The organism is Pseudomonas quebecensis (genome assembly GCF_026410085.1).
Taxonomy (GTDB): Bacteria; Pseudomonadota; Gammaproteobacteria; order Pseudomonadales; family Pseudomonadaceae; genus Aquipseudomonas; species Aquipseudomonas quebecensis.
On sequence record NZ_CP112866.1, the window covers coordinates 2,641,337 to 2,665,487 of the forward strand.

The window sequence follows — 24,151 nt, forward strand, 5'->3', positions numbered from 1 at the left end:
GACCGAGCCGAAAGAAACACCTGCGCTGCCATACTGCTTTCTTCACCTTCAATTTTAATCAGACCGTGGATGACGACTCCATGGCCGTTGGGAGATCCATTTGCTGAATATTCCGGTGGATCTTATCGATGATGACCGCTTGTCCCATGTGCTCAATGCCAGCGAGCGGCTGGCCAGGGCAGCCTCGGTAGACGAAGTCGTCAGCGTGCTGCGGGACACCGCCCGTGCCACGGTTGGCGCCGAAGGCGTGGCGGTAATCATCGAGAACGAAGGCCGCTGCGCTTACGTGGCTGAAGATGCGGTGTCTCCGCTTTGGCAGGGCCAGAGCTTTCCAGCCGATCACTGCATCTCAGGGTGGTCAATGCGTCACCGCGAGACGGTTGCGATCCGTGACGTTCGGCTCGATCCACGCATTCCGCAGGACGCTTATGCGCCCACCTTTGTGCGCAGCTTGGTGATGGTGCCCATCGGCAGGCCGGTTCCGATTGCGGCGTTGGGCGCTTACTGGTCAGACGTCAGCGACCACGACCCCGATACGATCAAACGGCTGGAAAGCCTGGCGCGACTGGCAACGATCGCCATCGAGAATGCGCGTTTGACCCAGGCGCGTAATCGCGGCGAGGCCCTTGGGGCCACACAAAATCGAATTCTCGAACTGGCGGTAGCGCAAACGCCCTTGGACCTCACGCTGGATGCGATCGTCCACGAGGTACAAATGCTGTCCCCCTCGGGTTTGCGCGGAAGCATCCTGCTCCTGGATGAAACCAGCGAGCACCTGGAATACTGCGCAGGCCCGACCCTGCCGGACGCGTTCAAAGCCGCCGTTACAGGCCTTGGCGTCGCCGCGCAAGTGCGCCACCAGGACGCTGAGACCGCCATGGCCGACATCACGAACGATGCGCACTGGGCTGCGTTTCGCGATTTGGCCCTCCAGCAGCGCCTTCACGTTTGCTGGTCAACCCCGATCTGCTCGGCGCAAGGCGTCCTGCTGGGCGCTTTTGTGTTGTATCACCACGAGCTGCGCAAGCCGTTAGCCGCCGATATCGAGATCATCGACTTCGTGGTTCAGACGGTAGGGCTGGTGGTTCATCGCGCCCGCGCGGATTCGGCGATCCGTATCAGCGAGGCGAGATTGCGCCTGGCGGTCGATCACGCCGATGTGGGTTTCTGGGATGTGGATTTCGTTCAGAACACGCTGGTGTGGCCGTCACAGACCAAGGCCATGTTCGGCATCTCGCCCGACGTGCCGGTCACGCTGCAGGACTTCTATGACGGGCTGCACCCCGAGGATCGTGAAGCAACGATTGAAGCCTTCACGGCCGCCGTTGACCCTGAGCGTCGGGCGCTCTACGAGGTCGATTACCGTACCATTGGCCGGGAGGACGGCATCGTTCGCTGGGTCGCGGCCAAGGGTCGGGGCGTGTTCGATGCGGCTGGCCTGTGTTTGCGCGTAACCGGCACGGTGGTTGAAATCACCGCCCGCAAGGCGGCCGAGGAAAAGCTACGCGAGCTTAACGCCTCCCTTGAAGAACGCATCGCACAAGCCATCGCCGAACGGGAAGAAGCCCAAAAGGCGCTGCGCCAAAGCCAGAAGATGGAAGCCATGGGGCAGCTTACCGGCGGTGTCGCCCATGACTTCAATAACCTGCTTACGCCGATTGTCGGCACACTCGACATGCTCCAGCGACGAGGCGTGGGCGGCGAGCGAGAGCAGCGGCTTATAGGCGGTGCAATGCAGTCGGCGGAACGCGCCAGGACGCTCGTGCAGCGCCTGCTTGCCTTTGCTCGCCGGCAACCGCTTCAGACGGCTCCGGTCGACGTGGCGAAGTTGATAAGCGACATGGCTGATCTGGTGGCCAGCACGACCGGGCCGCAGATCAAGGTGGTCGTCGATGCTCCGGCAAACCTGCCTGCGGCCATCGCCGATCAGAACCAACTCGAGATGGCCCTGCTCAACCTGTCCGTGAACGCGCGCGATGCGATGCTCGCCGGCGGGACGATGCGCATATCCGCCAGCACCGCCTCAGTCGGCGAGGGGCACCGGTCGAAGCTGGCGCCAGGCGAATACCTGTGTTTGTCCGTCGCGGACACCGGCACGGGCATGGACGCCGCGACACTCGCCCGGGCGGTGGAGCCGTTCTTCTCCACCAAGGGCGTGGGCAAAGGAACGGGCCTTGGTCTTTCAATGGTGCATGGCCTGGCATCACAGTTGAACGGCGCACTCACGATTCAGAGCTCGCCGGGCCTGGGAACGAATGTGGAGCTGTGGTTGCCGCGCAGCATGAGCGAGCCGGCAGCGACTCTGCGCATTGCCGAAGCGCCGGAGCCGCAATTGACGCACGCAATCGCGCTGCTGGTCGATGATGAAGAATTGGTACGCGCCAGCACCGCGTACATGCTGGCAGAGCTGGGCTATCGCGTGATCGAGGCCGCGTCGGGCGAGGAAGCCATGCAACTGATGGCCACCGGGGAGCCCTTTGACCTGCTCGTCACAGATCATCTCATGCCGGGCATCAATGGCACCGATCTGGCCAGGGTGGTCCGCACCTCCAGGCCTGGAACCGCGATCCTGCTCGTCTCCGGCTACGCCGAGCGCGAGGGGCTTGACCCGGATCTGCCACGGCTTACCAAACCCTTTCGCAAGAATGAACTCGCGGCAAGCCTCTCGCGACTGCGTGGTGAGTCGCGGGATGAGCACTGACAGCCCATTCTGGAAGATGATTTGTTTCACGCAGAGCGATTTGAATCGCTCAGCAAATGGCGGTGCCTTCCGTCGCGCCATGAATAGAGCGCCCCTGAGCACCGAAGCATTCGCCAGCGCGCATTTCGGTGATGTCCATAACGTACGCGCGAAACTCCCAAAGGAGCTGGAAGTAGCTCAAGCCGCGTTCGGCGTCCGGCAAGCTGTCAAACTGCTCTGCAAACTGCGGATGACGGCATAGGCGCCTGTTGCCTTGAATGTCTGCAGCTTCGCTGTAGAACATCTCGCCTTGCGAATTAATGAGTCGAAGCATCCATTTCATACACACCTCCCCGTCGTAGTGACATCCTGCCTGCGGCATATTTCTAGCGCAGATGATGATGAATTGCCACTACGCGGCCGACCACCGGATTGATATCCGATAAGCGGTGCTCGAAGTACGGCAGGCCCTTGCAATCCGCCTGATGCCTACGTTGCCTGGTGCATTTTCGTAGACATAGGAACCGCCCCCATGGGTCTCAAAAACCTGGCCCATTCCGTGTGGGCGTTGTCATAGCGTGCATTCGCCTTATCCCACTGCGCCCCGCAGGTTTTTCCCGACACCACGAGCATCATGAGCTCAGTGACGGCTGCATCCATTTCTAGCAGGTATTTGTGCGCTTCGAATCGAAAGTCTTCAGTGTTGTCCATGGCTCCGGGCACCCGTGCGAAACATGAGCCGTTGACATTTATTTGTACAAAAAATTCAGTTTTGTACAAGATAAGCCATGCGCCTTATCAAAGAAGCCAGCCCCGAGTTTGAGCGAACTTACGCCAAAGGCTTAGCGGCAAAATCTCAGGTGGCGCAAACCAGCAACCCGCGAAAATCAGCAGTTGGAGTGCGACCAAGGTCAGTACGCCCTGCGTGTGACGGTGAGACTTGCCCGGTAGTGGTTTCCAAGGGGCTGGTAAGCAGCGTCTGGACGCAGGCGATCGAGTTGACCAGCGGGCAGCCGCTTTGATGACTGGTTCCGAGTGATCAGTCAGGGCAGATGGCCTTGGCGACAGGACCAAACGATAAAGCCATTCGCCGGACAGAGTGCGCAGACTTAAGCTTAAGATCCCGCGAATTGGCCCAGTAATTAAATGCTGGGCCAGAAGGGTGAGTTAAAGCAATGCAGTGGAAAGCATGCCAAAGGCTCTTAGGATGAAGCCGATAAGTGCCCCCGGCGCTTCATGGAACAGAGACCAGTAATGTCCAGTTAACGACCGACATCAAGCGTTCAAATCAACCACTAAACACCGTGCGCTGCGATGAACATGGCGACGGCCGACCGGCAATAGGATTCGACTTCATTGTCGTCCTTTGCCTTCGCCTCATCGAAGCGGGCGATCATCAGAAGATCGGACCCTTTGATGAGCGCGGCAAACAAACGGGCAGACTCCAACGGGTCGGGAACATTTAGCATCGCCTCCGCGTGCAACTGGCGCAACAGGGCCTCGATCTGGGCAACGACATAGGCGGGACCGGCTTCGTAATGAAGCTTGCTCAACGACTTTTGCTTCGTCTTGTCGACCATGATCATGGCCTCAACACTGCGCACTTGCGGACTCAACAATGTGCGCAGCAGGAATGTCCCCACCGCCATGAGCTGATCTGCAGCCGAGCCGTCGACGCCTTCGGCAATGGCCTGCGGTGCAAACTGATGGCAGTGGGCCGCGATGGCCGCGCTGAACAGCGCCTCCTTGTTCTCGAAGTGCCGGTAGATGCTTAGCTTGGATATTTTTGCCCGCTGGGCGACCTTGTCCATCGTTGTCGCTTGAAATCCCAACTCCATAAAAAGTTCGCCGGCGGCGTCGACAATCGTTTGGCTGAGCGCCTCGTTGGCTGGCCGGCCGCGCCGGGTCTGGGAAATTTCGGTCATAAGAATTCCAGTACTTGACAGTATCTTAACTATGGAATTATGGTACTCGCAAGTACCATAAAAGTAAAATTCAAGTCCCTTCAGCCACAACGTGGAGCCTATCACCATGAATGACGTCATCATTATCGGCGGCAGTTTTGCGGGTCTTGCCGCCGCTCTACAGCTTGGTCGTGCCCGCCGAAAAGTCACCGTGTTCGATACGGGCCTTCCGCGTAATCGCTTCGCCAAGCACTCGCATGGTTTGCTTGGCCACGATCACAAGCCACCGCAAGAGATTCTGGCCGAAGCGCGGCAACAGCTTGCGCGCTACCCTACGGTCAGTCTTGTCACTGCCCGGGCCGAGAATATCTCTGGAACCATTGACGATTTCTCCATCCTCACTGGCGATGGCGAAAGCCACAGGGCACGCCGGCTGATCCTGAGTTATGGCGTCGTCGACCAGATGCCTGAACTTCACGGCTTTGCCAAAGGCTGGGGAACCTCCATCGTACCCTGCCCCTATTGCGACGGCTTTGAAGTTGCGGGCCGGCATTGGGGCCTCGTCTGGTCAGGTCCGCCGTCGCACAACTACGTCAAGCTATACCACGACTGGACCGACACATTGACGGTCTTTGCCAATGGTCACGACATTCCACCCGACATCCGCGCCGATCTGGCGCGCCGCGGCAACCCTGTCGTTGATGGCCGAATCACTGAAATCGAGCATAACGAGAGCCACAACACCACCGTCAGGCTCGACGCCGGCCCCTCTGTTGCGGTCGACATCCTATTCGCGCATCCGCGCAACAAGCCCTCCGCACGTCTGCATGAATCACTGGGCCTCGCCACGGTCGATACGCCCCTGGGTATCGCGCTCAAGGTCGACGAGCGCCGCGAAACCACTGTGCCCGGCGTCTACGCTGCCGGCGACCTTGCCAACCCTCTCATGGCATCTGTCAGCACGGCTTCATGGCAAGGCGTGATGGCGGGCATCTTCGCCCAGCAGTCGATGCTGGTTTGAGGGCACAGATTAAAGATGAGCCAGGCAGAATCAGTAAGCGGAGCAGTTGTGCGCGACATATGGGTACTGTCCTTAATCGAACCAATTACTACCCCTGAAATCACCCCTAAAACGACTTGATTTCAGCAAACCGGACCAGCAACCGACAGAATGCAAAAACTAAAAAACCCGCCAGAAGGCAGGTTTTTCAAGGCTTCCACGGAACTCGAAAACGTTCAGTGGAATGTAAGATGGTGCCCGAAGCCGGAATCGAACCGGCACGCCCTTACGAGCGGGGGATTTTAAGTCCCGGGCCGAAATCAAGCGGGCTGCGGCTTGCGCTCTATTTTCCGGTCCGCAATCCATTAACTGTACGCCTAATTTACCTCAATGTATTCAGATAGTTATAGTTCGTTGCGGCCCATATAATTGGCATAAAATTGCTTTTTCGTTCTCGCGAACAGGACAATCAAGTCTGGCGCTTCTTGCACCGATATGCCGATGGTGCATACCCTCCCCGGCGTCCTGCCGGCCGAACATAAACCAATCCCAAACCCCACTGCTAAGCTGTTCACACCACCGGAGGAACGCCGATGCCCAACTCAGACCTGCTCCCATCCCTACTCTCCAAGCTTTACGAAAACCAGTTGGCCCTCGAAGCCTCCATCATGGAACTATCGAACTGGATCGAGCAGCGCGGCTCCGCCGATGTAGCTGAAAACGTGCGAGGCGCACTGGACACCCTCAGTCACAATGAGGAATTCATCAAGCTCACGTTGGCGGCGTTAATGTCGCCAGAGTGATGCCTTACAGCTCGTCGCCTCGAATCGCATCAGTGACAAAGCTCGATTACTGTATACACATACAGTACTAATAAGCAGTCACTCACATGCCCCCTACAGAACTCAAAAAGGAATGGCTCGCCAAATGGCGGAGAATCCTCGACGACAACGCGTCCCGAATCAATAACCCCGAAGCTCATCGAATGATGTGCCGTTGGGAGACTCGTGACATGTTGGAGGCAGGGGTCATTGACGAGATGGAACAATTTGAGATGGATGAGCTGGCCGACGCGGCTTACTGGCATGCCGTTGAAGAGCTGGTCACGACGCCCGCTGGGTACACGTATGGCGGCTACTATGACGTCATTCAACGAGGGACGGCGGAGTGCGTCGGTTACATCCGAAGCAACACTTATTACTCAGCCATCTGCCCAGGTGCTGATGGGTTTGATGGAAAGGTATTTCGCGATAAGAATGACCTGCGTTTGGTTTTCCGCAACGACAACCAGACTTGGCCGATAAATGGGTTGGTGCTTACCGCGCCATCTGGTGAGCTATACGATCTGGTGCAGACGGCGCAATTTATCTATGGCCAGGTCTACCCAGTCATCTGCGATGCTGATACCTACCGTGCGCTGGTAGATTGCGCACAGGTCGCCTTGGAAAGCCGCGATTTTGAGAGCTATCGAAAGGCCCGCCCCCTACTCCTCTCTGCCCAGTTCACCACGTGCGATGCCTGCCTGGACCGATTCGGACAGCGCGAGGATTGCAGCAACTGCGCAGGTAACGGCTTTGTCAGTACAGCTGGCACTCAGCCGACGTCGCCCGCATAACCAGCAACGGCCTCCTCGACCAGCTCTCGCCATTCAGCGCAATCAATCACCCTGCGCTCAAGCATATTGTCAGCAAGGGCCAGGCGCGTTTCATAACGATATTCTGGTGAGCCGGCTTCAAACTCCGAATCGTTCAGCAGCGCGTGCCACGCTTCCATCTCGTTGACCTGCTGTATATCGGTTGTCATGACGAATCTCCGACTCCGGTGTCTACGCTTTAGAGATCGGCCGGCGCGCGGCTGTTCATCAAGCCCGACGAGCGGAGACAGTCATGTGCGGACGCCTTTCACAGTACAGCGGCATTCATGACTTCGTCGCGGCCCTGGGCATACCGAACGCCATGGTCAACTCAGTTGGCGAGCTGCCCCTGGAGCGATACAACGTCGCCCCCACCACCCAGGTCGCCCTGCTCCATGTACAGGGCGAATTGCTACTTGCTGATCCAGTGCGCTGGGGATGGCGACCGCACTGGGCCAAGGACCGCGCCACGCCCATCAACGCCCGTGTCGAGAAGGTGGCGCACGGCCCTTTCTTCCGTGCAATCTGGCCGCACCGAGCAATCACACCGATCAATAACTGGTTTGAATGGGTCGATGAAGGAGGCTCGAAGAAGCAGCCCTACCTGATCCGCCGTCGCGACGGGGCGCCGATCTACTGCGCGGCTATCGGTCAGTTGCCCAGCACCGAGGAAGGCCCAGGTGAGCATGACGGCTTCGTGATCATTACCGCGGACAGTGCCGGCGGCATGGTGGACATCCACGACCGGCGGCCCGTGGTACTGAATCCTGAACTGGCCCGCGAATGGCTGGACCCGGCCACGCCCAAGGAGCGCGCCGAACAGATGGTACTGCACCAGGGCGAGCCAGCCGAGGCCTTCGAATGGTTCAAGGTCGATACGGCCGTGGGAAACGTCCGGAACAAGGGGCCCAACCTGATACAGCCTGCACCCTAGAACAGCCCGCCGAGGTCGGAGGGTTTCCAATTCATGATCACAAGCTCGCCGCTGACCTCGGCTTTTCCCTGGCGCTGATTGGCGGTGCTGTAGCGGATTTCCAGCGTTTCAAAGTGGAACCCTTCAAACACCCGCCGAATATCAGGATGATCGTTAATACTCACCATGACCTTGCCTTTGCAACGACGCATGAAGTCGGCCATTCGCTCATAGTTTTCGAACGGAAAGTCCACCCCGTAGCCCGCGGTCTGCCAGTAAGGTGGGTCCATGTAGTGGAAGGTGTGGGGCCGGTCGTAGCGTTCGGCGCATTCGAGCCATCCTAAGTTTTCGACATAGGTTCCGGAGAGGCGCTGCCAGGCTGCGGAAAGGTTCTCTTCGATCCGCAACAGATTAATAGCCGGGCCCGTAGTGGCAGTGCCGAAGGTCTGGCCGCTGACCTTCCCGGCGAAGGCATGGTGCTGCAAGTAGAAAAAACGGGCAGCTCGCTGGATATCGGTGAGGGTTTCCGGTCGGGTCATTTTCTGCCACTCAAACACTTGGCGCGAGCTCAGGGCCCATTTGAATTGGCGTACGAACTCCTCCATGTGGTTCTGCACAACCCGGTACAACGTCACCAGGTCGCCATTGATATCGTTGAGAACTTCGACCGGGGCGGCCTGAGGGCGCATGAAGTAAAGCGCAGCACCACCAGCGAACACTTCAACGTAGCATTCGTGCGGTGGGAACAGAGGAATAAGGCGATCAGCCAAGCGACGCTTGCCGCCCGTCCATGGAACAATTGGGTTTGTCATTTTTGCAATCCTTTGCAAAGTGGGTGTTTGTTGGGGCCATGCTAATTTTTGCGACCGGGAATCTATGTCAGGGCGCAATGGCCCTGACATACGCCTGGCACGCCCGCAGCGCGATCAATCCTTGGTCGCCGGCATCGGTGATGGCGATAATTCGTTGAGCATGCGCTGGGTCAAGTTGGGCTCGACGCGTTGCATGAACCACGCCGACGGCGCCGGCGGCGGTAGGCATGTTGCAGCCACTGGCTGTATCCGCTGCGTCGACAAGGACTGACAGCCGCACATCAGCAGTGGCAAGGCGATCGCGCAGAGCAGCCTGGGTACGTTGGGCATCGGACAATTCTCGTGTGTGTTGTTGGTCTTGGGTCGCGAGCTGCTGCTCGGTGGCCAGGCGCTTGTCCTGCTCGGCGCGGGCCTGGGCGGCGGCGGCATTGCTGATCCTGATGAGGTCGTCCTGATGCAGCCCGGCCTGATGGGCCAGCCTCTCGCCCATGCGCCAGTCCTGCACCTGCCAGGCGGTGCCCGCGGCACCGGCCATCATCACCAGGATCAGCACCGCCAGGCCGGCCAGCTTCTGCACTGGCGTCATGCCAGCGCCCGCCGCACGCCTTCCACCACCACCACGTCAGGGTACGCGTACCCTGCGTTCTCGTGATGGATGATCGCTTTGACGAAGCCAGTCATCACCGGCGGCTGGCCCAGGTCGACCTCGGCGCCAGGCCGGGTGCCGGTGTTGGCTTCAACGGCGCGCACGTACGCGGCGGTGTCGTTCTCTGCCGAGGGTGCCCACCGGTTGATGATCGCCTTCACGGTCTTCAGCCCATGTTTTCGCTGATACGTCAGCAGCAGCTTGCCCAGGGCGCGGATACCGTTCTCCGGGCTGTCGAACCTGGCAAACCGCTTCTCGATCGCAGGGTCTGGCTTGAGCTGGCCCTGCCACTGGTTGGCCGGGTTGTAGTCGATGTTGCCGGGGTTTTTGTTACGTACCCCGCGGGTTTCGGTGGTCGGCATTGGCTTTCTCCAGGCGAAAAAAACCCGCTCAGTGGCGGGCTACTATTCTTCGGTTGCGGTCATGGGCGGGGGCGATTCAGCCTTGGGCATCTCCAATCGCACATCGATCCAGCTGTTGAGAGGCACGTCCATAGGTGCGCCGCGGCCCGGCACCATCTCGCCGTCTTCGGTGAGCGTCCAGCGCTGCTTGAAGAGCCGGACCACAATGGAACCGTCGTCCGCTTGCTGACTATCCGTGATGCCCAGCATGCGGCCGCCATCTGGCGAGCTTGGGTCGTGCGTTCGCCAGCCTTCCAGGGCAAGCCCCAGGCTTCCGGTTACGCGGTACTCACCGACGCTCAATCGTTCAACCGAAACGCCGTAAGCCTGATCATTCGCCACTCCCCAGCTGCCAGCGGGTTCAAAGGTGCTTTCCTGCAAATCAAGGCGAGCGCTGTCAGCAACGTTTGCAATGCGCACGATTGGCGATGCTGCTGAAAGCGCGCCACCCGAGCCTCTGGTAGTGTTGCCGTCGTGGTAGATCTTGCGCCATGGATCGCCACCACCGTTCGGAGCAATCGTGCGAAACATCAGGTTCATGCTGTTTCCTGTGACCACTTGAGCCACCAGGTCCATCGCACAATTCTGGAATGGGTATTGCGCTCGAATGCCCGACCAATAGGCGCCGCCTGGCGGCACCACGGTAGTATTGTCGCCGTAGTTAATAAAATGGCTGCCCTGCTCGGCAAACGCAGAATTACCAGCCATCGGCGCGGGCGAGCCCACATCCTGAATATTGCCTACCAGAAGACCCACGTTGCGATTTGAAGCTGTACCCAACAAAGCATTGCGCGCATACAGCTCTGTTGTCATCGCATTGATCTTCACGCCAGTGCTGCGCGTGGTATCTCCACCGGCACCGGTTGGTGTCGTGCCGAGGTTGATTTCTTGTCTTGCCATTAATGCACCTCTGGAATCAGTAAATTAAACTATCAATTGATTGGTTTGGCGAAAACTACCGGATTATATAGCGTGGTCGATATATCAACCCCGACGACCTGCATTACTAATCGGTCATTGTTGTATTCCCACACCGCATACATATTTCCCTGCCTTGAAATCAAACCAGCGACATCCATCGCAATGTTATTCAACAGCATATAATCGCCACTAGCCAAGCTAGACGGTGCCGTCCAGCTAAGCATTGTTTGCCCTTGTGCATCCTGCCCCGCACCTAAATAGGTCCAGCTTGTTATGGTTCTGGTGAACTGAGCGCACGGGGTGCCATTATCAAAAATTAGTTTAGCGTTCTGATCCCATAGTCTGAACCCGAACTTAGCGGTGGGCGCTGAAGTAAATGCCGCAGCAAACCATTTACCGGACGTAGTGTTTGATCTTCCTCCTAAGAATGAAAAACCAGTCCATGCGCCTGCAGAGCCCCTAACCAAGCAAAAGCAAAATACGTTTGTTTGATCAGGCCTTACAAAAACCAGCGGCGGCTCTGCAGTAGTGATAGTCGCAGAAAACGGCACATACACCCCGGACGCCACACCACTCCAAGTTCCTTTATCAAGCGTTGTGAGTCTGGAAAACTCAGAATCCAGGGTGACAACGTTAGAGCCATTGGTAAATCTCATTCCGTATGACGACATCATCGATACCTCATTACGAGTAATCTTTGTGTAGTAGTACCAAGAGGACCGTTTGAGCTTTGTCTATTGCCGAACCAAACCCTAACTACCCCATTCAATACCTCAGGAATAAAACCGATAGCGCTGTTGAACTGCGCGCCCGTATCGTAAGCACCAACTGGCACGCAAACTGCCGAATACTTGGTAGGCTCAACGCCAGGCACGGCGATGTCTACGTATCTTCCGGCTGTTTTAGCAACAAGTGCGGAGTAAGTAACACCAACCGTGAATGACGTTTCGTCAAGTTCAAGCGCGCCAGTAGCTCCCCAGATCCTGATTCCATAACTCATGCGTCAAGATCCCCCCACTGATAGCGCTTCACGCCAGATGCATCGAAGACCTTGCCGCCCGAGTTATTTATCACCTGCCGAGCCTGGCCAACTCCCAATGAACTGTTGATCTCAAACGTTCCGTCGAAGAACAACTTCCATCCCGTCTGCCCTGCGACATAGTTGTTAGACTGGATGTAGTTACCGATCTTGGCATTCGTGATCGTTCCGTCCTCAATGAATGCCGACTTGAGAAACGCCTGCCCCCCCTTCACCGCGAAAGGAACTGAGCCGGCCTGCTCAATAGCGAACAAGTCGGCGCTAATGACGAACTGGCTCTGAAGACCTCCTGGGCCGTTCTCAAGCCCGAGACCGATGCCGGCATACTTGTAGATACCAGTGGCGGTTTCGTACTGCATGCGCACCGACCAGTTCAGCGTCACCTTTCCGTTTACGGCTTGGATAGCCGTGGCGTTGGTTTGGATCGCTGCGGTATTACCGTTGAGCGTTGTCTTAACGGTTTCGATGCTGGACGACAGGGCGCCGTCGGCATTGATGCGTGCAGTTTGCTCGCTGACGATGGCGGCGGCGTTTGCTGCGACGCTGGCCTCTACCACATCCGTGCGCTGGCCCTGAGCCAGGTCGCCCTCAATGAGCGCGGACTGAGTGGACCACACACCGACGTAGCTGGCCTCAGAGCCCATCAGCGCGCTGTCGTCACCCTGAAGCGGCGGATTGACCTGCAGGTAAATGCCGTCCACCCGTTGCGCCGTGGTGGTGACCTTGTTGTCGAGCGTGGTCACCGAGGTCTTGAGCGTGCTAAGCCCGCTGGCCGTGGCGGTGACGCCGGTGACAGGATCGTTCACCGTGGTTTTCACCGCGTTCAGCTGCGAGGCCTGGGCGGTGATGTCCTGGCCCTGCTGGTTAATCGTCGCCGAGTTCTGCTGAACCTGGGTCACCAGGGCGTTGACCGTCTGCGTGACGGTGCCAATGTCGGTCCAATAGGTGGCGTTCGGCGGCGGGTTGTTCGCCGGCACCGCGCCGTTGGCCTGGTACAAGTGCTGGCCCACGCGAACGATGTCGTTCAGCGCGTACGCCTTGGATGGAACGTACTCCAGCGCATCGACCACCTCCCCGATCAGCTGCTCCAGCTCATCCTTGGCCGCGTCAATGCGACCGTTCACCGAGCCTGGTCCGTTTCCGTCGATCAGGTCGATTCGGTCCTTCAGGTGCTGGCCCAGGGCGGTTTCGTAAATCTGCCCTTTGATCTGCTCAAGGATGGGCCCAGCATCCGAACTGGCCTGGCCCATAACGCCATTCACAACCGGATAGAACGGCCCAATGTTGCCGGTACGGTCCACCAGGCGCGCCCAGAAGAACAGCGTTGCGCCCGCCAGCAGCGACTGCATGCGGTAATCGGCCTGCGGATACGCCAGATCGGCCAGCTTGGTCGCCGCCGCCAGGTTGTTCGCCGGGCCATACCAAAGCTCGGTACGCTGGGTGTCCTCGGCACCGGCGGGGAAGCCCCACTTGATGCTGATACCGAAGAGTTCGCTTTTGGTGGTCAGGGATGACACCGCCGGCGGCAGGCCAACCTTCCCTTGAAGGTCGGTGAGGACGGAGTTTTTCCACACCGACGAGATGTCGAACGCGCTCACCGCGCGCACACGGGCCAGATAGGCGCCCGAGTAGATGCCGGTAACGTCGACGCTCGTCGAGCCCGTGCGCTGCACCTTGATCCAGTTCCCGTTGTCCTTGCGCCACTCCACGTCGTACGCCACGGCGCCAGTAACGGCTGGCCATGAGATGTTCATGGTGCTGATGGCGATACCCTGGTTCACGGCATAGCTCGACGTCAGCGTGACGCTTGCCGGCGCCGGAACCACGGTGATCGGGATCACGCTGATGGGTCGCTCTTCCAAGCGCGCGCCAGTGTCGATGTGAGCGAACTTGCTCGGATCGTACTGAACTGCCGAGATCTCGAACACGCCAGGCTCTGGCCGCGCCACGCTGACCACGCGATAAAGCGGGATGGCAAGGTCGTCAGCATCCAGCGCCCAAACCAGTTCGCGCTCGGGCGGCACGGAATAAGCAACGGTCACGGTGACCTGCCGACCGCTGACAAATTGCACGGTCCGGCCCTCACACTTGCCGTCTGGCAGGTTGAGGATCAGGCGATCACCGGGCTTGGCCTGGGTATCCCGATCCAACGTGATGACCTTGCCATTCACTGCGGAGATACGCCCACCCACGGGGCGCCCCGCCAGCAATTCGTCCGCGATAGGGATCACGTATCCAGGCAGCGGGATACGGCCGTCCAGGCCGACCTTGAAGGTAACGGCCCGGTCCTTGGAGTTGGTGAGCAGCGCCCACTTACCTCGGCGCTGGGCCTCGGATTCGCGGGTACAGCCGATGGCACTGATCTCCAGCGGATTGTCGCCGTAGCGGCGCTGCAGCTTCTGATCGGTCACCGCCGTGACGTCTGTGTCGTAATTGTTCAGTGGGTTGTCGTAGCTGATCAGCGCTCTGGTGTACCGGGTGCGCTCCGATGCGCTGGAGTAGGTGAACTTGCCATCGATGACGTTCGCCTTGGTGTAGGCGAAGTCGAAGTCGGTGGCGCGCGGCATATCCGCCAAGGTGAAAACCTGGCCTTGGGCCCAATAGGTCATACCCCGGTAAATGGTCGAGATATCGCGTAGTAGCGACCAGGCGTCAGCCTTGCTCTGCAGGTTCAGGTTGCAGATGAAGCGCGGCTCCTGGCCACCCTTCCCGTCCGGCACCAGTTGGTCGCAGTACTGCGAGATGCGATACAGCTCCCACTTGTCCACCATCCACGGCTTGATGCGACGGCCGAGGCCGAAGCGGTCTGCGGTTGTAATGTCGTAGGTCATCCAGACCGCGTTATCGGTCCAAGCCTGCTTGAATGTGCCGTCCCAAACGCCCGAGTAGGTGCGTGACACCGGGTCATAGTTGCTCGGTACCTGCATCTTTTTCAGCTTTGTCTCGACGGTCACCGCTGGGATGCTGCGAAACTGTTCGGCTGAAAATTCGATGTAGAGCAGCGCAGTATTTGGGTAGCGGATCTTCGCGTCGATCACCTCCGTGAAGCCGGCGATCTGCATAGTGTCGGAGATTTTGTTGTTGTTCTTGTTGATGGTCAGCCGCGTGATACGCATCAACCAACCGGTTGTTGCTTTGGGAAGATCAATGCGGCGGGTGCGCTCGTAAAGGCTGGTGGTCTTGCCGTCGACCGCTTCACTAAGCACCTGTTGGTAGGCGCCGCCGTCGGTGGCCAACTCAACTTTGTACTCAATCCGGTAACCGTTAATGTTGCCGCTGGCGTCCACAGACTGAAGTGCCGACCAGGCGAAGCGCACGCGAACAGCAGAGAGCTGCGTGTTGTTGATAGCGCGAACCCATGGCGTCCCGCTGCGCAGCTCGGTACTGATCGTGGTCTCATTCTCGATCGAGGGGATGCCCTGGATATAGCTCTGATCCACCGCTCCGGTGCGCCACTCCCACTTCACGTTCGGGAAGTTCATGTTTCCCTGGGCATCTTGCAGCGGGGTGTTGTCGAGAAAGATATCGCGCGCGGTAGGCGTGCCTTCGAATTCTCCTTCACCGATAGCGATTAGCATTTTGGCAATGGCGATAGAGCGCAGGCTGTCAGGGGCCTCGGTGGGCGTTTTTGGCTTCTCGGAGCCACCCTTGGCGCCGTAAATATCGAGCTTCTGTGCTGCGCCCATGCTTTTCTCCAGGCAATAAAAGACCGGCTCATGGCCGGCTCGGGTGGTGCAGTTGTGATTTACATCTGGTCTTCGGCGTAGATCGCAGCACTGATGATCGCCCCGCCCACTCGCCGCTTTCCATAGCAGAGCGGAACCGGGTTACCGGATGCGGTGGTGTTCTTGGCGCTGCCGAAGGCATAGCCGGGCGTGTTCTCGGGGGCAGCACTAGTCTTCAGGCCGCTGGCTTGAGGGCTAAGCATCTGGATAACACCGCCAGCAACGAGCCCGATGCCGGCGCCAATAAGAGGAGTACCGAATGGCGTGGCCGCAAAGACCACCCCAACCACAATCAGAATCGCGCCGACAATTGTCTGAAGAATGCCGCCACGCTTGCTACCTACCACTACGGGGGCAATGCGAATATCCCCGGCGCCGTGGTAGGCCAGTTCTTTCTCGCTAATGTTGCGCTTGTCGCGAAATACCGCGAATTCAAGCCCGCGTGACTTAGCATTCGATAGAAACCGCTCAAAGCCGGGGATCTGGACGCACAGCGCCTTGATGGCCTCGGCTGGCGACTTCACCGCAAGCCTGAACGACTTCCCGAACTGCCGGAGCTGTCCATGCAAGCGAATGGTCGTCATTGTTTGGTAGTTGATCGCTGAGGTCTGCATCAATTTCTCCAGGCGTAAAAAAACCGCCCGAAGGCGGCTTTATGGTTTTCGTTTGTCAGTTGTAATCGACGTAGGGACCAATGTAGAACCCGGCCATATCGCCGCTGATGCGGTATAGGCTTTCCTTACCAGACTGGACAGTTGCAGAGATGGTTCTAATTGCAGCGCCCGCACAAAGCCCTGATCCGGCGAGACCGGCGCCGATATTCGGCGAGCCTGGGGGGAGATAAAAGGTAGCTCGTTGCCCAGTACCGATTTTCGCAGCCTTGCGCCCGTCGATATAGACCACGATATCGCACCCCGAGCCAACAGCGCCGGAGTCGCGTACAACAGTGATCTTCCCGCGTTCACCGGCCGGCTTTGCCTGGAAGGCATAAATCTCATCCGAAGGCACCGGCTTAGCATCCTGCACCGAGATCGCCGATGAGGCACACCCTGCCAGCATCGCCACCGCTACAGCCGCTATCAAAATCCGCATGTCGTTCCCTCTTTGATTTGGCGGGACTGTAGCATTTCCGACGTCGAAATCTCTCAAAGTGACTTTTCCAATGCATCGTCGCTGCTGAAAACTGATGTATTAGAGGTCGTATTTTATATTGTTCGTGCACCAAGACCGCTCTCGTGATCTTCAATCAATGTTTCAATGCTTCACATTGCGCACGCAAGTCCCTATCGTTGATTGGACCGCAAGTACCGTTATTGGTTTTGGCATTACATAAATAGCGCTGATCGTGATCATCAATGCTATTACAACTGCCTCCGTTCGTTTCCGCATTGCAGGCACGACGCAAGTCCCGATCGTTGATCGAACTGCAGCTACCATGGTTGGTTCTTGCATTACATAAATAGCGCTGATCGTGATCATCAATGCTATTGCAGCTACCTCCGTTCGTTTCCGCATTGCAGGCATGACGCAGGTCCCGATTACTGATCGAACCGCAAGTACCACTGCCCTCCTTAGCTCTGCAATAAGCGCGCTGGTCCGAATCACCAATGGTGGCGCAGCCTGCAAAGGCGTAGCCGCTAATCATCAGCAGTACTACAAAAATCAATTTCATCGTTTTCTTCCTTGGTTTGCCGGAAATCCGACCGGCATCGTCGGCATCCCTGGCGAGCTGCACAGACACATGTCAAATTGACATTATCGCAAGAAAAAGTTCCCTCGCATCTTCAAGTAGTCTACCCGCTGTCCTAGCGGTCAGCGTGGATGGAATGCCAGTGGCAACCGGGTGGCGCTGCCGCGTCATGTTGATTGTTTCGCGTCTTTGTGCCTGAGGATCAGGCGCGTCCTGTCATGCCAGGGTCCGCCGTAGACGATAATTTCTGACGGCCTGCCGTATAGGTGGTGCAGCAGGAACGGACCTGGGCCGACAACGCAAGATTCCTCGCCAGGCAACGATGGATCGGCGCCAAGGTATATGCCAGCGTGGTTCGGATGGGCTGTCCGGCCAACCTGCATAACGATCATGTCGCCGCGTTGTGGCATGTCGACACGCATGAAGCCGGCGGCCTCGTAGTTCTGCTCGTAGAGGCTTGCGTTACCCGCGCTTTCCCACCAGCCATCGGTGCGCTGGAAGGCTTCGAATTCCAGACCCCACTCTCGGGCATACCAATCAGCGCAAACCTGCCAGCAGTCCCAGGCGCCGTGCACGAACGGGCGCTTGAGTAGCGGCGGGCTGCCGGTTGGCGTGATCGTGCGCACGTCGCCTTCGGGCCACGACAAAATGTGCCAGGGCAACGCCGTGGCCTCGCACATGGCCAAGTCATGCGATGACGGCCTGCTGGTGGCGTCCGGGTGTGAGTGAACGATGCCGATCACCTCTCCCAAGTCCTCCGCCGCGGCGTAATCCTCTGGGTCAAGCCGGAACTCTTCGTTCGGCTCCGTAGCGATATTCCAGCACGGGAAGTACTTTTGTGCTCGCCCGGCGGCTACCAGCAGGCCGCAGCACTCACGCGGATATTCCGCCGCCGCGTGCGCCTGGATGGCCGCGATGATGTGCTTACGCATGGTCAGCTCCTACTCACGAGCGAAACTGCAGGAAATCCACCGAAACTGAGCTCGTTGTTCTCGCCGAAGCGCAACTTGCAGGACGACAAGCATCCCTTGCACTGGTCCAGGGCCGGGTCATCCGTGGGGTTATCCTCATCGTCGAACATGGCCGCACCGGTATAGCCGCAATCCGGGCCACGGTAACCGTTGGTCATGGCCCAGTGGCAGAACGTCGTCATTTGGCGCCCTGGCAGGCCGTGATTATCGATCTCACCCGGGGAAGACAGCTCCCAGACCACCGCCTCACCGTCCTCGCTGGTTTTCTGGTCGATGTACCAGATTTCCAACGCCTCCTGGGTTGGGTCGGCAGTTGGATTGCCTTCCGGATAATTCGCCGCATCCAGGTACTGGGCTAGCGTCTCACGGACCGTCAGCTTGAACTTGAGCATGTCCTCGAAAGCCAGGCACAGCGCCGTGACGCGCCCGTTGACGTTGCCGGCGGCAAAAGTCGGCCGAGAGGCGGTGCCGTCGCTGCTCGAGGAAATACCCTCAATCTGCACCGGCCAGGCCGCGTACTCCTGGCCCTGCCAGATAATCGACTTGGCGGGCAGATCCTCTTCCGAACCCTCATAGGCCAGTAATTCTTCTGGCGTGTGCGGGATAGCGTGACCGTGAAAGCGCAAGTAATCGGCGCCGTACTCGGTACCGTCAATTTCGAACAGGCGAATCTCGCCGCCCGGCTCCAGTTTCTGGATGTCCGTGATCAGTGCCATGTGCAGTTATCTCAGGGATGAAAGGTTTGCTGGAAAGTCGCAGTCACGGCGTATACCTGGCCGCCACGGTGCACTAGCTTGTAGCCGTTGCACTTGTAGAGACCAAGCTCACCCAGGGGCGGCTCCCATAGGAAGCCTTTCGCCCCTTTGTGACGATCGAGGAACGCCATGATCTCCTTGATTCGCCCCTTCAAACCGTTGAAGGTCACCGGCCAGGATTGCGATCGGTTGTTGAGGCCATCCTCGACCGACTGCTCGTAGCCATCTCCGAACTTCTTGGAGCGGACGCGCTGGACAATATCTCCCTCCGCGCCTTTCTCCGTTGCCCAGGTGAATCGTTCGATAGCCATCATCGCCCCTTGATTGCGTTGTTTATGACGCCGCCCTGGCGCATGTCCCTGCTCCGAAGCTCCTGATACTTCTGCTCCACGAACGTCGCCAGCTCCTTGCCGAACAGGTCATAGCCAGGCGCGTCAGCGGTTGACGATGCGTTTCCGTCGCTGTCGATATGCACCTCGACATTGATCTGCGTTCCGCCAGCCCCGCCGCCGCCCATTGCCATAACGCCAAGCTTGCCGCTAGACGTCCGGGTCAGAGGCATGATCGCCTCTTCACCAGCTTCGCCCATGACGCCGGTCTTGCCGTTGGCCATGCCGAACGCCGTGGGCTTGCTGACGATGGAGTTAGTGAACGCGCCGCCATTGGCGAACATCTGCACACCGCCCGACCATGCGCCGCCCTTGGCTTGCGGAAAGTAGGTGCTGGAGTATCCGGCAGATGATGCCCCGAGGTTTGACGACGTGGCACCGGCAGACCCGGCAGCCAAACCATTCCCGCCGCCGGCCGCGCTGCCACCGAAGTAACTCGCCGCCGCGCCAACCAGACTGCCCAGCAGTGCCGAACTTGCCTGCCGTGTCGCAATGCGCGCCATGTCCGCCAGGATCGATTTGGCGAAGTCCGAGAACGACGCCTTACCGGTCATGGCAAAGTTGACGATGGAATCCTCCATGGAACTGAAGGCGTTGCCGAACAGGCTTTTGGTTTGCCCGGCGATGTTGCGCGCCGAATCCAGGTAGTTATCCCAGGCTGCCGTTGCGCCCTTCGTCCAATCGCCCTCGGCGTTCTCCACATCCGCATAGTTCTGCCGGATCTGGTCCGTCGCGGCCTTGTTCGCGTCTGCGAGCGCCTGCGACTTCCGTTTAAACTCTTCCTCCGACATGTTGCGCGACGGATCAGACTTCTGATTGGCGAGCTCCAGCGACTGCTGAGCAAACCGGTCCTGCTGGCTGTTCAGTTCGCCGCTGAGTGCGTTCTGTCGATCGCCCTGCCCAACGCCGAGCACTGCGCGCTGGCCTGCCAGTTCCAAAGCCCGCTGTTGCTGCCCCAGCGCCTGCACGTACGTGCTGATCGCCCGCTCCTGCTTTGCCAGGCGCCCGGTTTCGTTGGTGGCGAGCACTTCAAGCTGGCTGTTGGCATCCTTCTGCGCTTTAACCAATCCGGCGCGCGCGTCGGCGATCTTCTGGTCCAGCTGGATGCTTTGCGCAGCCGACGTGGACTTCTTGCCCTTGGCGGCCTCAAGCGCCGCAATCTCTGCTTCGTAGGCTGCCGTTGTCTGGTCGAGCTGATTCCCGATCAACGCCTGGCGCCGCAGCAGATAGTCTTCCTCAGACAGTAGGCCAGCCTTCTGGGCCGCCTCCAGTTCCTTCTGGTAGTTTTTGTAGGTGTCGGTGATCGCCGCCAAGTCGTTCTTGGCGTTGTTGAAGCTGGTCAGATCAACTTGGGTGGCGGCGGTTTTCGGGTCCTTGTTTTTATCCTCAATGCCTTTCAAAAGAATGTCGTACGCACCACCGGAAAACTTTTTGCCGTCGTAGCTCACACCGTCAAGCAGTGGCGACTTTTGCCCTGCCTTTTCTGCATTCTCGTAAAGCGCTTTGAACTGGTTGTTCAGCTTCTCCAGTCCCGCTTTGCGCTTATTCAGAGGGTTGACGTTGTCTAGTTGCGCATCCAGCGCTTTCTGAGCCTCGATTGCCTTCTGGTTAGCGTCGGCGTTCTCACCGGTGACAATTGCCAGGTTAGAGCTGGCAGTCTGTCTGGCCTTCAGCTCGGCAAGTTTTTTCTCAAGCGCCTCAGTTGAGTCGTCATGCTCACCGGTGCCCAGACCAAGAGCCGAGTTCAAGGAACTGAGACCGTTAGAGATGGCGCCAGCAATTCCGCCGCTCTTGCGGGTATCAAGAACACGCTGGGTGATCTCGATCTGCTTGGCCAGGTCAGGGAATATCTCCGACCGGACTTCTGCGTACGCGCCCTTGATGGCGTTCTTGATCCTGTCCCAGTCGCGCTCCACGTCGGATAACGATTCGCGATAAGTCTTCAGGCGCGTCAACGCGGCCTGGTTCAAATCTTCGCTGAGCACATCCAAGGCACGCTGGCTGTCGCCCTGGTCATCCAGCCCCTTGATCACCTGGTACTGCTCGAGGGTGATCAATCCGTACTGACTGCTGATTTTGCTGGCGGCTTCAGTTGCTGTATCGCCAGCGGTGGCAAAGGACTTGGCGAGTTCGCCCGCCCCCTGACCGGTAACTTCGCTGACTGCCGCTGCAGCTTCAGCCAAATTGCGCATCTGGGTGCCGCTGGTGGCCGCGCCAGACGCAAGCGAAACAACGGCCTCTCGCGCACCGAACAGGTTACCGGTAACACGCCCAACGCCGTCGGCCATATCCTTCAGGCTGGCAATAGCTTGCCCCGCGCCATTCGTGCCGCCGTTGATCGCAGCATTGAACTCTCGCGCCTGCTTCATCGCATCGAAGTAGGCATAGCCAACCGAGCCGAGTACAGCGACCAGCAGGCCGGCCGGAATCAGCATCCCTGCCAGGCTTTTCGCCGATTCACCGGCGCCAGCCCCCAGCTGAGCGATCGCACGCGCCCCACTGCCCAGATCGCCTGCCTGGATGGCGTTAGCCAACTGCATGACGTTTTCTTGAGCTTGACGGGTACCGAGCTTCAGCTTGTCGAAAGCGCTAGCGGCTTCAGTAAGCCCCGACCGGTCCTTCCCGATCTTAGCCAGAGCCTCGTTGTAGCGCTCTGCATCGATCTGACCAGCTTTATGCAGGTTATTGAGCGCGTTCTCCTGAGCCTCAAGCTTCGCCAACTTGGCGGTTACCGGGTCAATCCCGTTGACGGTACGCTTCAGCGCCTCAATCTGACGATTTTCCGCTTCGATTAGCTTCTGCTTCTGCGCCAGCTCTTTGGCTTCTGCCTTTTCAATCTTGTCGTAGGCCTTTCCCAGCTGATCCTGATATTTCGCCTGCTCTTCGATGGTGACCAAGCCGCCCTTGCGGGCGCGCTCCAGCAAACCCTCGGCTTGAACCAGCGACTCCATGCTCGAAATATTGCCCGTCATAGCCTTGTCTAGCTGGCTGATGACGGAGATTTCCGCGACTGCGCTGTCAGCTGCCTTGCGACTGGCTCCAGCTTGCCGTCCCCTCGCTGCCGTTGATTTATCGATGCTTTGCGCAACATCCGCTTCGGCCTGGGAAACCTTTTTACCGGTGTCGGCCAGGCCTTCGCCCGTTGTGCCCAGGTCATCAATGGCCTTCTGGGCGCCTTCAGCGGAATCGACTAGCTTATCAAGATCATCAGCAGCCTTTGCGGCCTGTGACGACTCGACAGCAATACCCAGGGAAGCGAAGTTGGTGCTCATTTGTTTTCTCTCTGTTCCGCCATCACCTGCAGGGCTTCAGCCTCCATACGGCGAAAGTCGCTGAAAATGGTTTGTCGCTGGCTGATCGGTACGCCACACATCCGAATAACCCCGGAGAGAACGCTGTAGTCCATGCCTGTCACGCCGCACGCGCCTGTGCGCCACTGTGTGCTCATTGCCTCAAAGACCTTGAAGGCGTCCCAGTTGTCGGGCCAGATGCCGATCTCTGTGGAGTAGTCGGCCGCAGTGAAGCCGAAGGCATCCGTGCCCTCCAGCGTCGGCTCATAGAGCGCGCGTGCAGCGCTTAGGAGTTTCCCAGGCGGGCTTCGTTGAAGGCTTCGGCGTAGGCATTCAGCACGGCCTTGGGGGCCGAGTTAATGGAGTTGACGAGGATGCGTACGTTTTCAGGCGTGAACTTTTCCTCGATATCCCAGCCGACGACGACATCAAGCAATTGGTCGGCCTGCAGATCGATCTGAGCAGCCGTGAATGCCTTGAGGTCCATGTCTCCTAACTGCTTGCTCAGCTCGTCGTGCCGCTCGTTCCAGCCGGTGTACAGCTCGGCGAGCGCGGTGCGATCCAGGTACTTGAACTCGAACTCCACCTTCTCGGCGCTATAACCGGCACGCTGGATCATCACCGCCGCCTTGAAGGTCGGCTTCTGGATCAACTTGAACTTAGCCATGAGCCCTTCCCTTACGACGCGTAGCGAATGAATTTGGCGACGACTGCAAACACTGCGGTGACGGTCATGATGTTGTTCTTGTTGAGGGACGGCACGTTGTCGAACGAGGCGTAGGCGTTGTAAACGATGCAGCCGCCAGCGGCGAGGTTCACCTTCACGGCGCGAGGCTTCTTGTCGTCATCTGCCTCAATCAGCACGTCGTTGTGAGGCAAATCGGGATCGTCAGCCAGAGTGAGCGTGAACGCGATCGCCGACTTGGTCGTCGGGATCTGATGCTCGTCATCCTCTTCAAGAAAGGAGTAGGTTGCGTTCTGCTGATCACCGCCGGACTTCGCGGATTCCGTCACCTGGCTGACGGGCACCCAGTCCGTGATCTTGCGCACAGACCCAGCGCCGCCGCCCGCAACATAGCGCGCTACGTTGAGAGTGTTTGCCTTTTCAAGGACAAACGCGTCGGCGGTAGCAGTTTTCACGCGCAGCACGCGATTGTTCAGTCGGGCCCAGCCAGACGTCACCTCGACAAAATCGCCAGCCTTGAGGCCGTGAGCCGCCGCCGATACCGAGGCTTCAAGAGCATTGGAGATCGCAGTGACGACGATCGGATTGCCGTAGCCGGATGCGACGACAACGGTAGAGCCATTCGGCAGAAAGACGGCCATGGGTATTTCCTCTTTTCAGAAATGACAAAACCCGCACAGAGGCGGGTTATTGGGTT

General features: G+C 58.5%; 25 protein-coding genes. 5 read left to right on the forward strand and 20 right to left on the reverse strand.

Annotated elements, in window-relative coordinates; translation table 11 throughout:
• The first annotated feature begins 100 nt into the window (after positions 1–100).
• A complete protein-coding gene (locus OSC50_RS12325) occupies positions 101–2,701 on the forward strand; it encodes a GAF domain-containing hybrid sensor histidine kinase/response regulator (protein WP_266249274.1) in 2,601 nt (866 codons plus the stop codon).
• Between the two features lie 49 nt (positions 2,702–2,750).
• Here OSC50_RS12325 and OSC50_RS12330 read toward each other — a convergent pair whose 3' ends face one another.
• The 3 genes from OSC50_RS12330 to OSC50_RS12340 all read right to left on the reverse strand — a co-directional run bounded on the left by OSC50_RS12330 (position 2,751) and on the right by OSC50_RS12340 (position 4,605).
• A complete protein-coding gene (locus tag OSC50_RS12330) occupies positions 2,751–3,023 on the reverse strand; it encodes a hypothetical protein (RefSeq protein ID WP_266249272.1) in 273 nt (90 codons plus the stop codon).
• A 146-nt stretch (positions 3,024–3,169) separates the two neighbouring features.
• The gene (locus OSC50_RS12335) at positions 3,170–3,391 is read right to left on the reverse strand and encodes a hypothetical protein (RefSeq protein WP_266249270.1); all 222 of its coding nucleotides are present in this window, start codon (positions 3,389–3,391) and stop codon (positions 3,170–3,172) included.
• 584 nt (positions 3,392–3,975) lie between these two features.
• Complete coding sequence (locus tag OSC50_RS12340; protein WP_266249269.1) at positions 3,976–4,605, reverse strand: TetR/AcrR family transcriptional regulator; 630 nt, start codon at positions 4,603–4,605, stop codon at positions 3,976–3,978.
• A 106-nt stretch (positions 4,606–4,711) separates the two neighbouring features.
• Here OSC50_RS12340 and OSC50_RS12345 point away from each other — a divergent pair, with 106 nt between their 5' ends.
• The 3 genes from OSC50_RS12345 to OSC50_RS12355 all read left to right on the forward strand — a co-directional run bounded on the left by OSC50_RS12345 (position 4,712) and on the right by OSC50_RS12355 (position 7,199).
• Positions 4,712–5,605, forward strand: a complete 894-nt coding sequence (locus tag OSC50_RS12345; RefSeq protein ID WP_253507451.1) for an NAD(P)/FAD-dependent oxidoreductase — start codon at positions 4,712–4,714, stop codon at positions 5,603–5,605.
• 572 nt (positions 5,606–6,177) lie between these two features.
• Positions 6,178–6,387, forward strand: coding sequence for a hypothetical protein (locus OSC50_RS12350; RefSeq protein WP_266249267.1), 210 nt, complete (start codon positions 6,178–6,180; stop codon positions 6,385–6,387).
• 86 nt (positions 6,388–6,473) lie between these two features.
• Positions 6,474–7,199, forward strand: a complete 726-nt coding sequence (locus OSC50_RS12355; protein WP_266249265.1) for a hypothetical protein — start codon at positions 6,474–6,476, stop codon at positions 7,197–7,199.
• Here the strand turns inward: OSC50_RS12355 and OSC50_RS12360 are convergent.
• Positions 7,178–7,387, reverse strand: a complete 210-nt coding sequence (locus OSC50_RS12360; protein WP_253511327.1) for a hypothetical protein — start codon at positions 7,385–7,387, stop codon at positions 7,178–7,180. The genes OSC50_RS12355 and OSC50_RS12360 overlap by 22 nt on opposite strands.
• An 83-nt stretch (positions 7,388–7,470) precedes the next feature.
• On the opposite strand from OSC50_RS12360, the gene OSC50_RS12365 reads away from it, so the two are divergent.
• The gene (locus OSC50_RS12365) at positions 7,471–8,151 is read left to right on the forward strand and encodes an SOS response-associated peptidase (protein WP_266249262.1); all 681 of its coding nucleotides are present in this window, start codon (positions 7,471–7,473) and stop codon (positions 8,149–8,151) included.
• On the opposite strand, the gene OSC50_RS12370 is transcribed toward OSC50_RS12365, so the two are convergent.
• The 16 genes from OSC50_RS12370 to OSC50_RS12445 form a co-directional block, all read right to left on the reverse strand.
• Positions 8,148–8,942, reverse strand: a complete 795-nt coding sequence (locus tag OSC50_RS12370; protein WP_266249260.1) for a DNA adenine methylase — start codon at positions 8,940–8,942, stop codon at positions 8,148–8,150. The two genes, OSC50_RS12365 and OSC50_RS12370, sit on opposite strands and share 4 nt — an antisense overlap.
• Before the next feature lie 67 nt (positions 8,943–9,009).
• Complete coding sequence (locus OSC50_RS12375) at positions 9,010–9,528, reverse strand: lysis system spanin subunit (protein ID WP_266249258.1); 519 nt, start codon at positions 9,526–9,528, stop codon at positions 9,010–9,012.
• A complete protein-coding gene (locus OSC50_RS12380) occupies positions 9,525–9,950 on the reverse strand; it encodes a structural protein (protein WP_266249256.1) in 426 nt (141 codons plus the stop codon). Before OSC50_RS12380 ends, OSC50_RS12375 begins: the two co-directional genes overlap by 4 nt.
• Positions 9,951–9,992: 42 nt before the next feature.
• Positions 9,993–10,889: a phage tail fiber protein gene (locus OSC50_RS12385; RefSeq protein WP_266249254.1), complete on the reverse strand. Its 897-nt coding sequence runs from the start codon at positions 10,887–10,889 to the stop codon at positions 9,993–9,995.
• Between the two features lie 32 nt (positions 10,890–10,921).
• Complete coding sequence (locus tag OSC50_RS12390) at positions 10,922–11,584, reverse strand: hypothetical protein (protein ID WP_266249252.1); 663 nt, start codon at positions 11,582–11,584, stop codon at positions 10,922–10,924.
• 322 nt (positions 11,585–11,906) lie between these two features.
• Complete coding sequence (locus tag OSC50_RS12395) at positions 11,907–15,635, reverse strand: TipJ family phage tail tip protein (protein WP_266249250.1); 3,729 nt, start codon at positions 15,633–15,635, stop codon at positions 11,907–11,909.
• A gap of 59 nt (positions 15,636–15,694) precedes the next feature.
• Positions 15,695–16,288, reverse strand: coding sequence for a tail assembly protein (locus OSC50_RS12400; RefSeq protein WP_266249248.1), 594 nt, complete (start codon positions 16,286–16,288; stop codon positions 15,695–15,697).
• Positions 16,289–16,343: 55 nt separating this feature from the next.
• Complete coding sequence (locus tag OSC50_RS12405; RefSeq protein WP_266249246.1) at positions 16,344–16,766, reverse strand: hypothetical protein; 423 nt, start codon at positions 16,764–16,766, stop codon at positions 16,344–16,346.
• 154 nt (positions 16,767–16,920) lie between these two features.
• Positions 16,921–17,346 (reverse strand): hypothetical protein, encoded by a 426-nt coding sequence (locus OSC50_RS12410; protein WP_181079773.1) that lies wholly within the window; start codon positions 17,344–17,346, stop codon positions 16,921–16,923.
• 185 nt (positions 17,347–17,531) lie between these two features.
• The gene (locus tag OSC50_RS12415; protein WP_266249243.1) at positions 17,532–18,296 is read right to left on the reverse strand and encodes a C40 family peptidase; all 765 of its coding nucleotides are present in this window, start codon (positions 18,294–18,296) and stop codon (positions 17,532–17,534) included.
• A 2-nt stretch (positions 18,297–18,298) separates the two neighbouring features.
• Positions 18,299–19,051 (reverse strand): phage minor tail protein L, encoded by a 753-nt coding sequence (locus tag OSC50_RS12420; protein WP_266249241.1) that lies wholly within the window; start codon positions 19,049–19,051, stop codon positions 18,299–18,301.
• A gap of 11 nt (positions 19,052–19,062) precedes the next feature.
• Positions 19,063–19,401 carry a phage tail protein gene (locus tag OSC50_RS12425; protein ID WP_266249239.1) on the reverse strand — a complete coding sequence of 113 codons (339 nt, stop codon included), beginning with the start codon at positions 19,399–19,401 and terminating at the stop codon, positions 19,063–19,065.
• The gene (locus OSC50_RS12430) at positions 19,401–22,751 is read right to left on the reverse strand and encodes a phage tail tape measure protein (protein WP_266249237.1); all 3,351 of its coding nucleotides are present in this window, start codon (positions 22,749–22,751) and stop codon (positions 19,401–19,403) included. The genes OSC50_RS12425 and OSC50_RS12430 overlap by 1 nt, the downstream gene beginning before the upstream one ends.
• Positions 22,748–23,026 carry a DUF1799 domain-containing protein gene (locus OSC50_RS12435; RefSeq protein WP_181079785.1) on the reverse strand — a complete coding sequence of 93 codons (279 nt, stop codon included), beginning with the start codon at positions 23,024–23,026 and terminating at the stop codon, positions 22,748–22,750. Before OSC50_RS12435 ends, OSC50_RS12430 begins: the two co-directional genes overlap by 4 nt.
• Before the next feature lie 29 nt (positions 23,027–23,055).
• Positions 23,056–23,436, reverse strand: coding sequence for a phage tail assembly chaperone (locus OSC50_RS12440; protein ID WP_181079769.1), 381 nt, complete (start codon positions 23,434–23,436; stop codon positions 23,056–23,058).
• 11 nt (positions 23,437–23,447) lie between these two features.
• The gene (locus OSC50_RS12445) at positions 23,448–24,095 is read right to left on the reverse strand and encodes a phage tail protein (RefSeq protein ID WP_169903614.1); all 648 of its coding nucleotides are present in this window, start codon (positions 24,093–24,095) and stop codon (positions 23,448–23,450) included.
• Positions 24,096–24,151 lie beyond the last annotated feature (56 nt).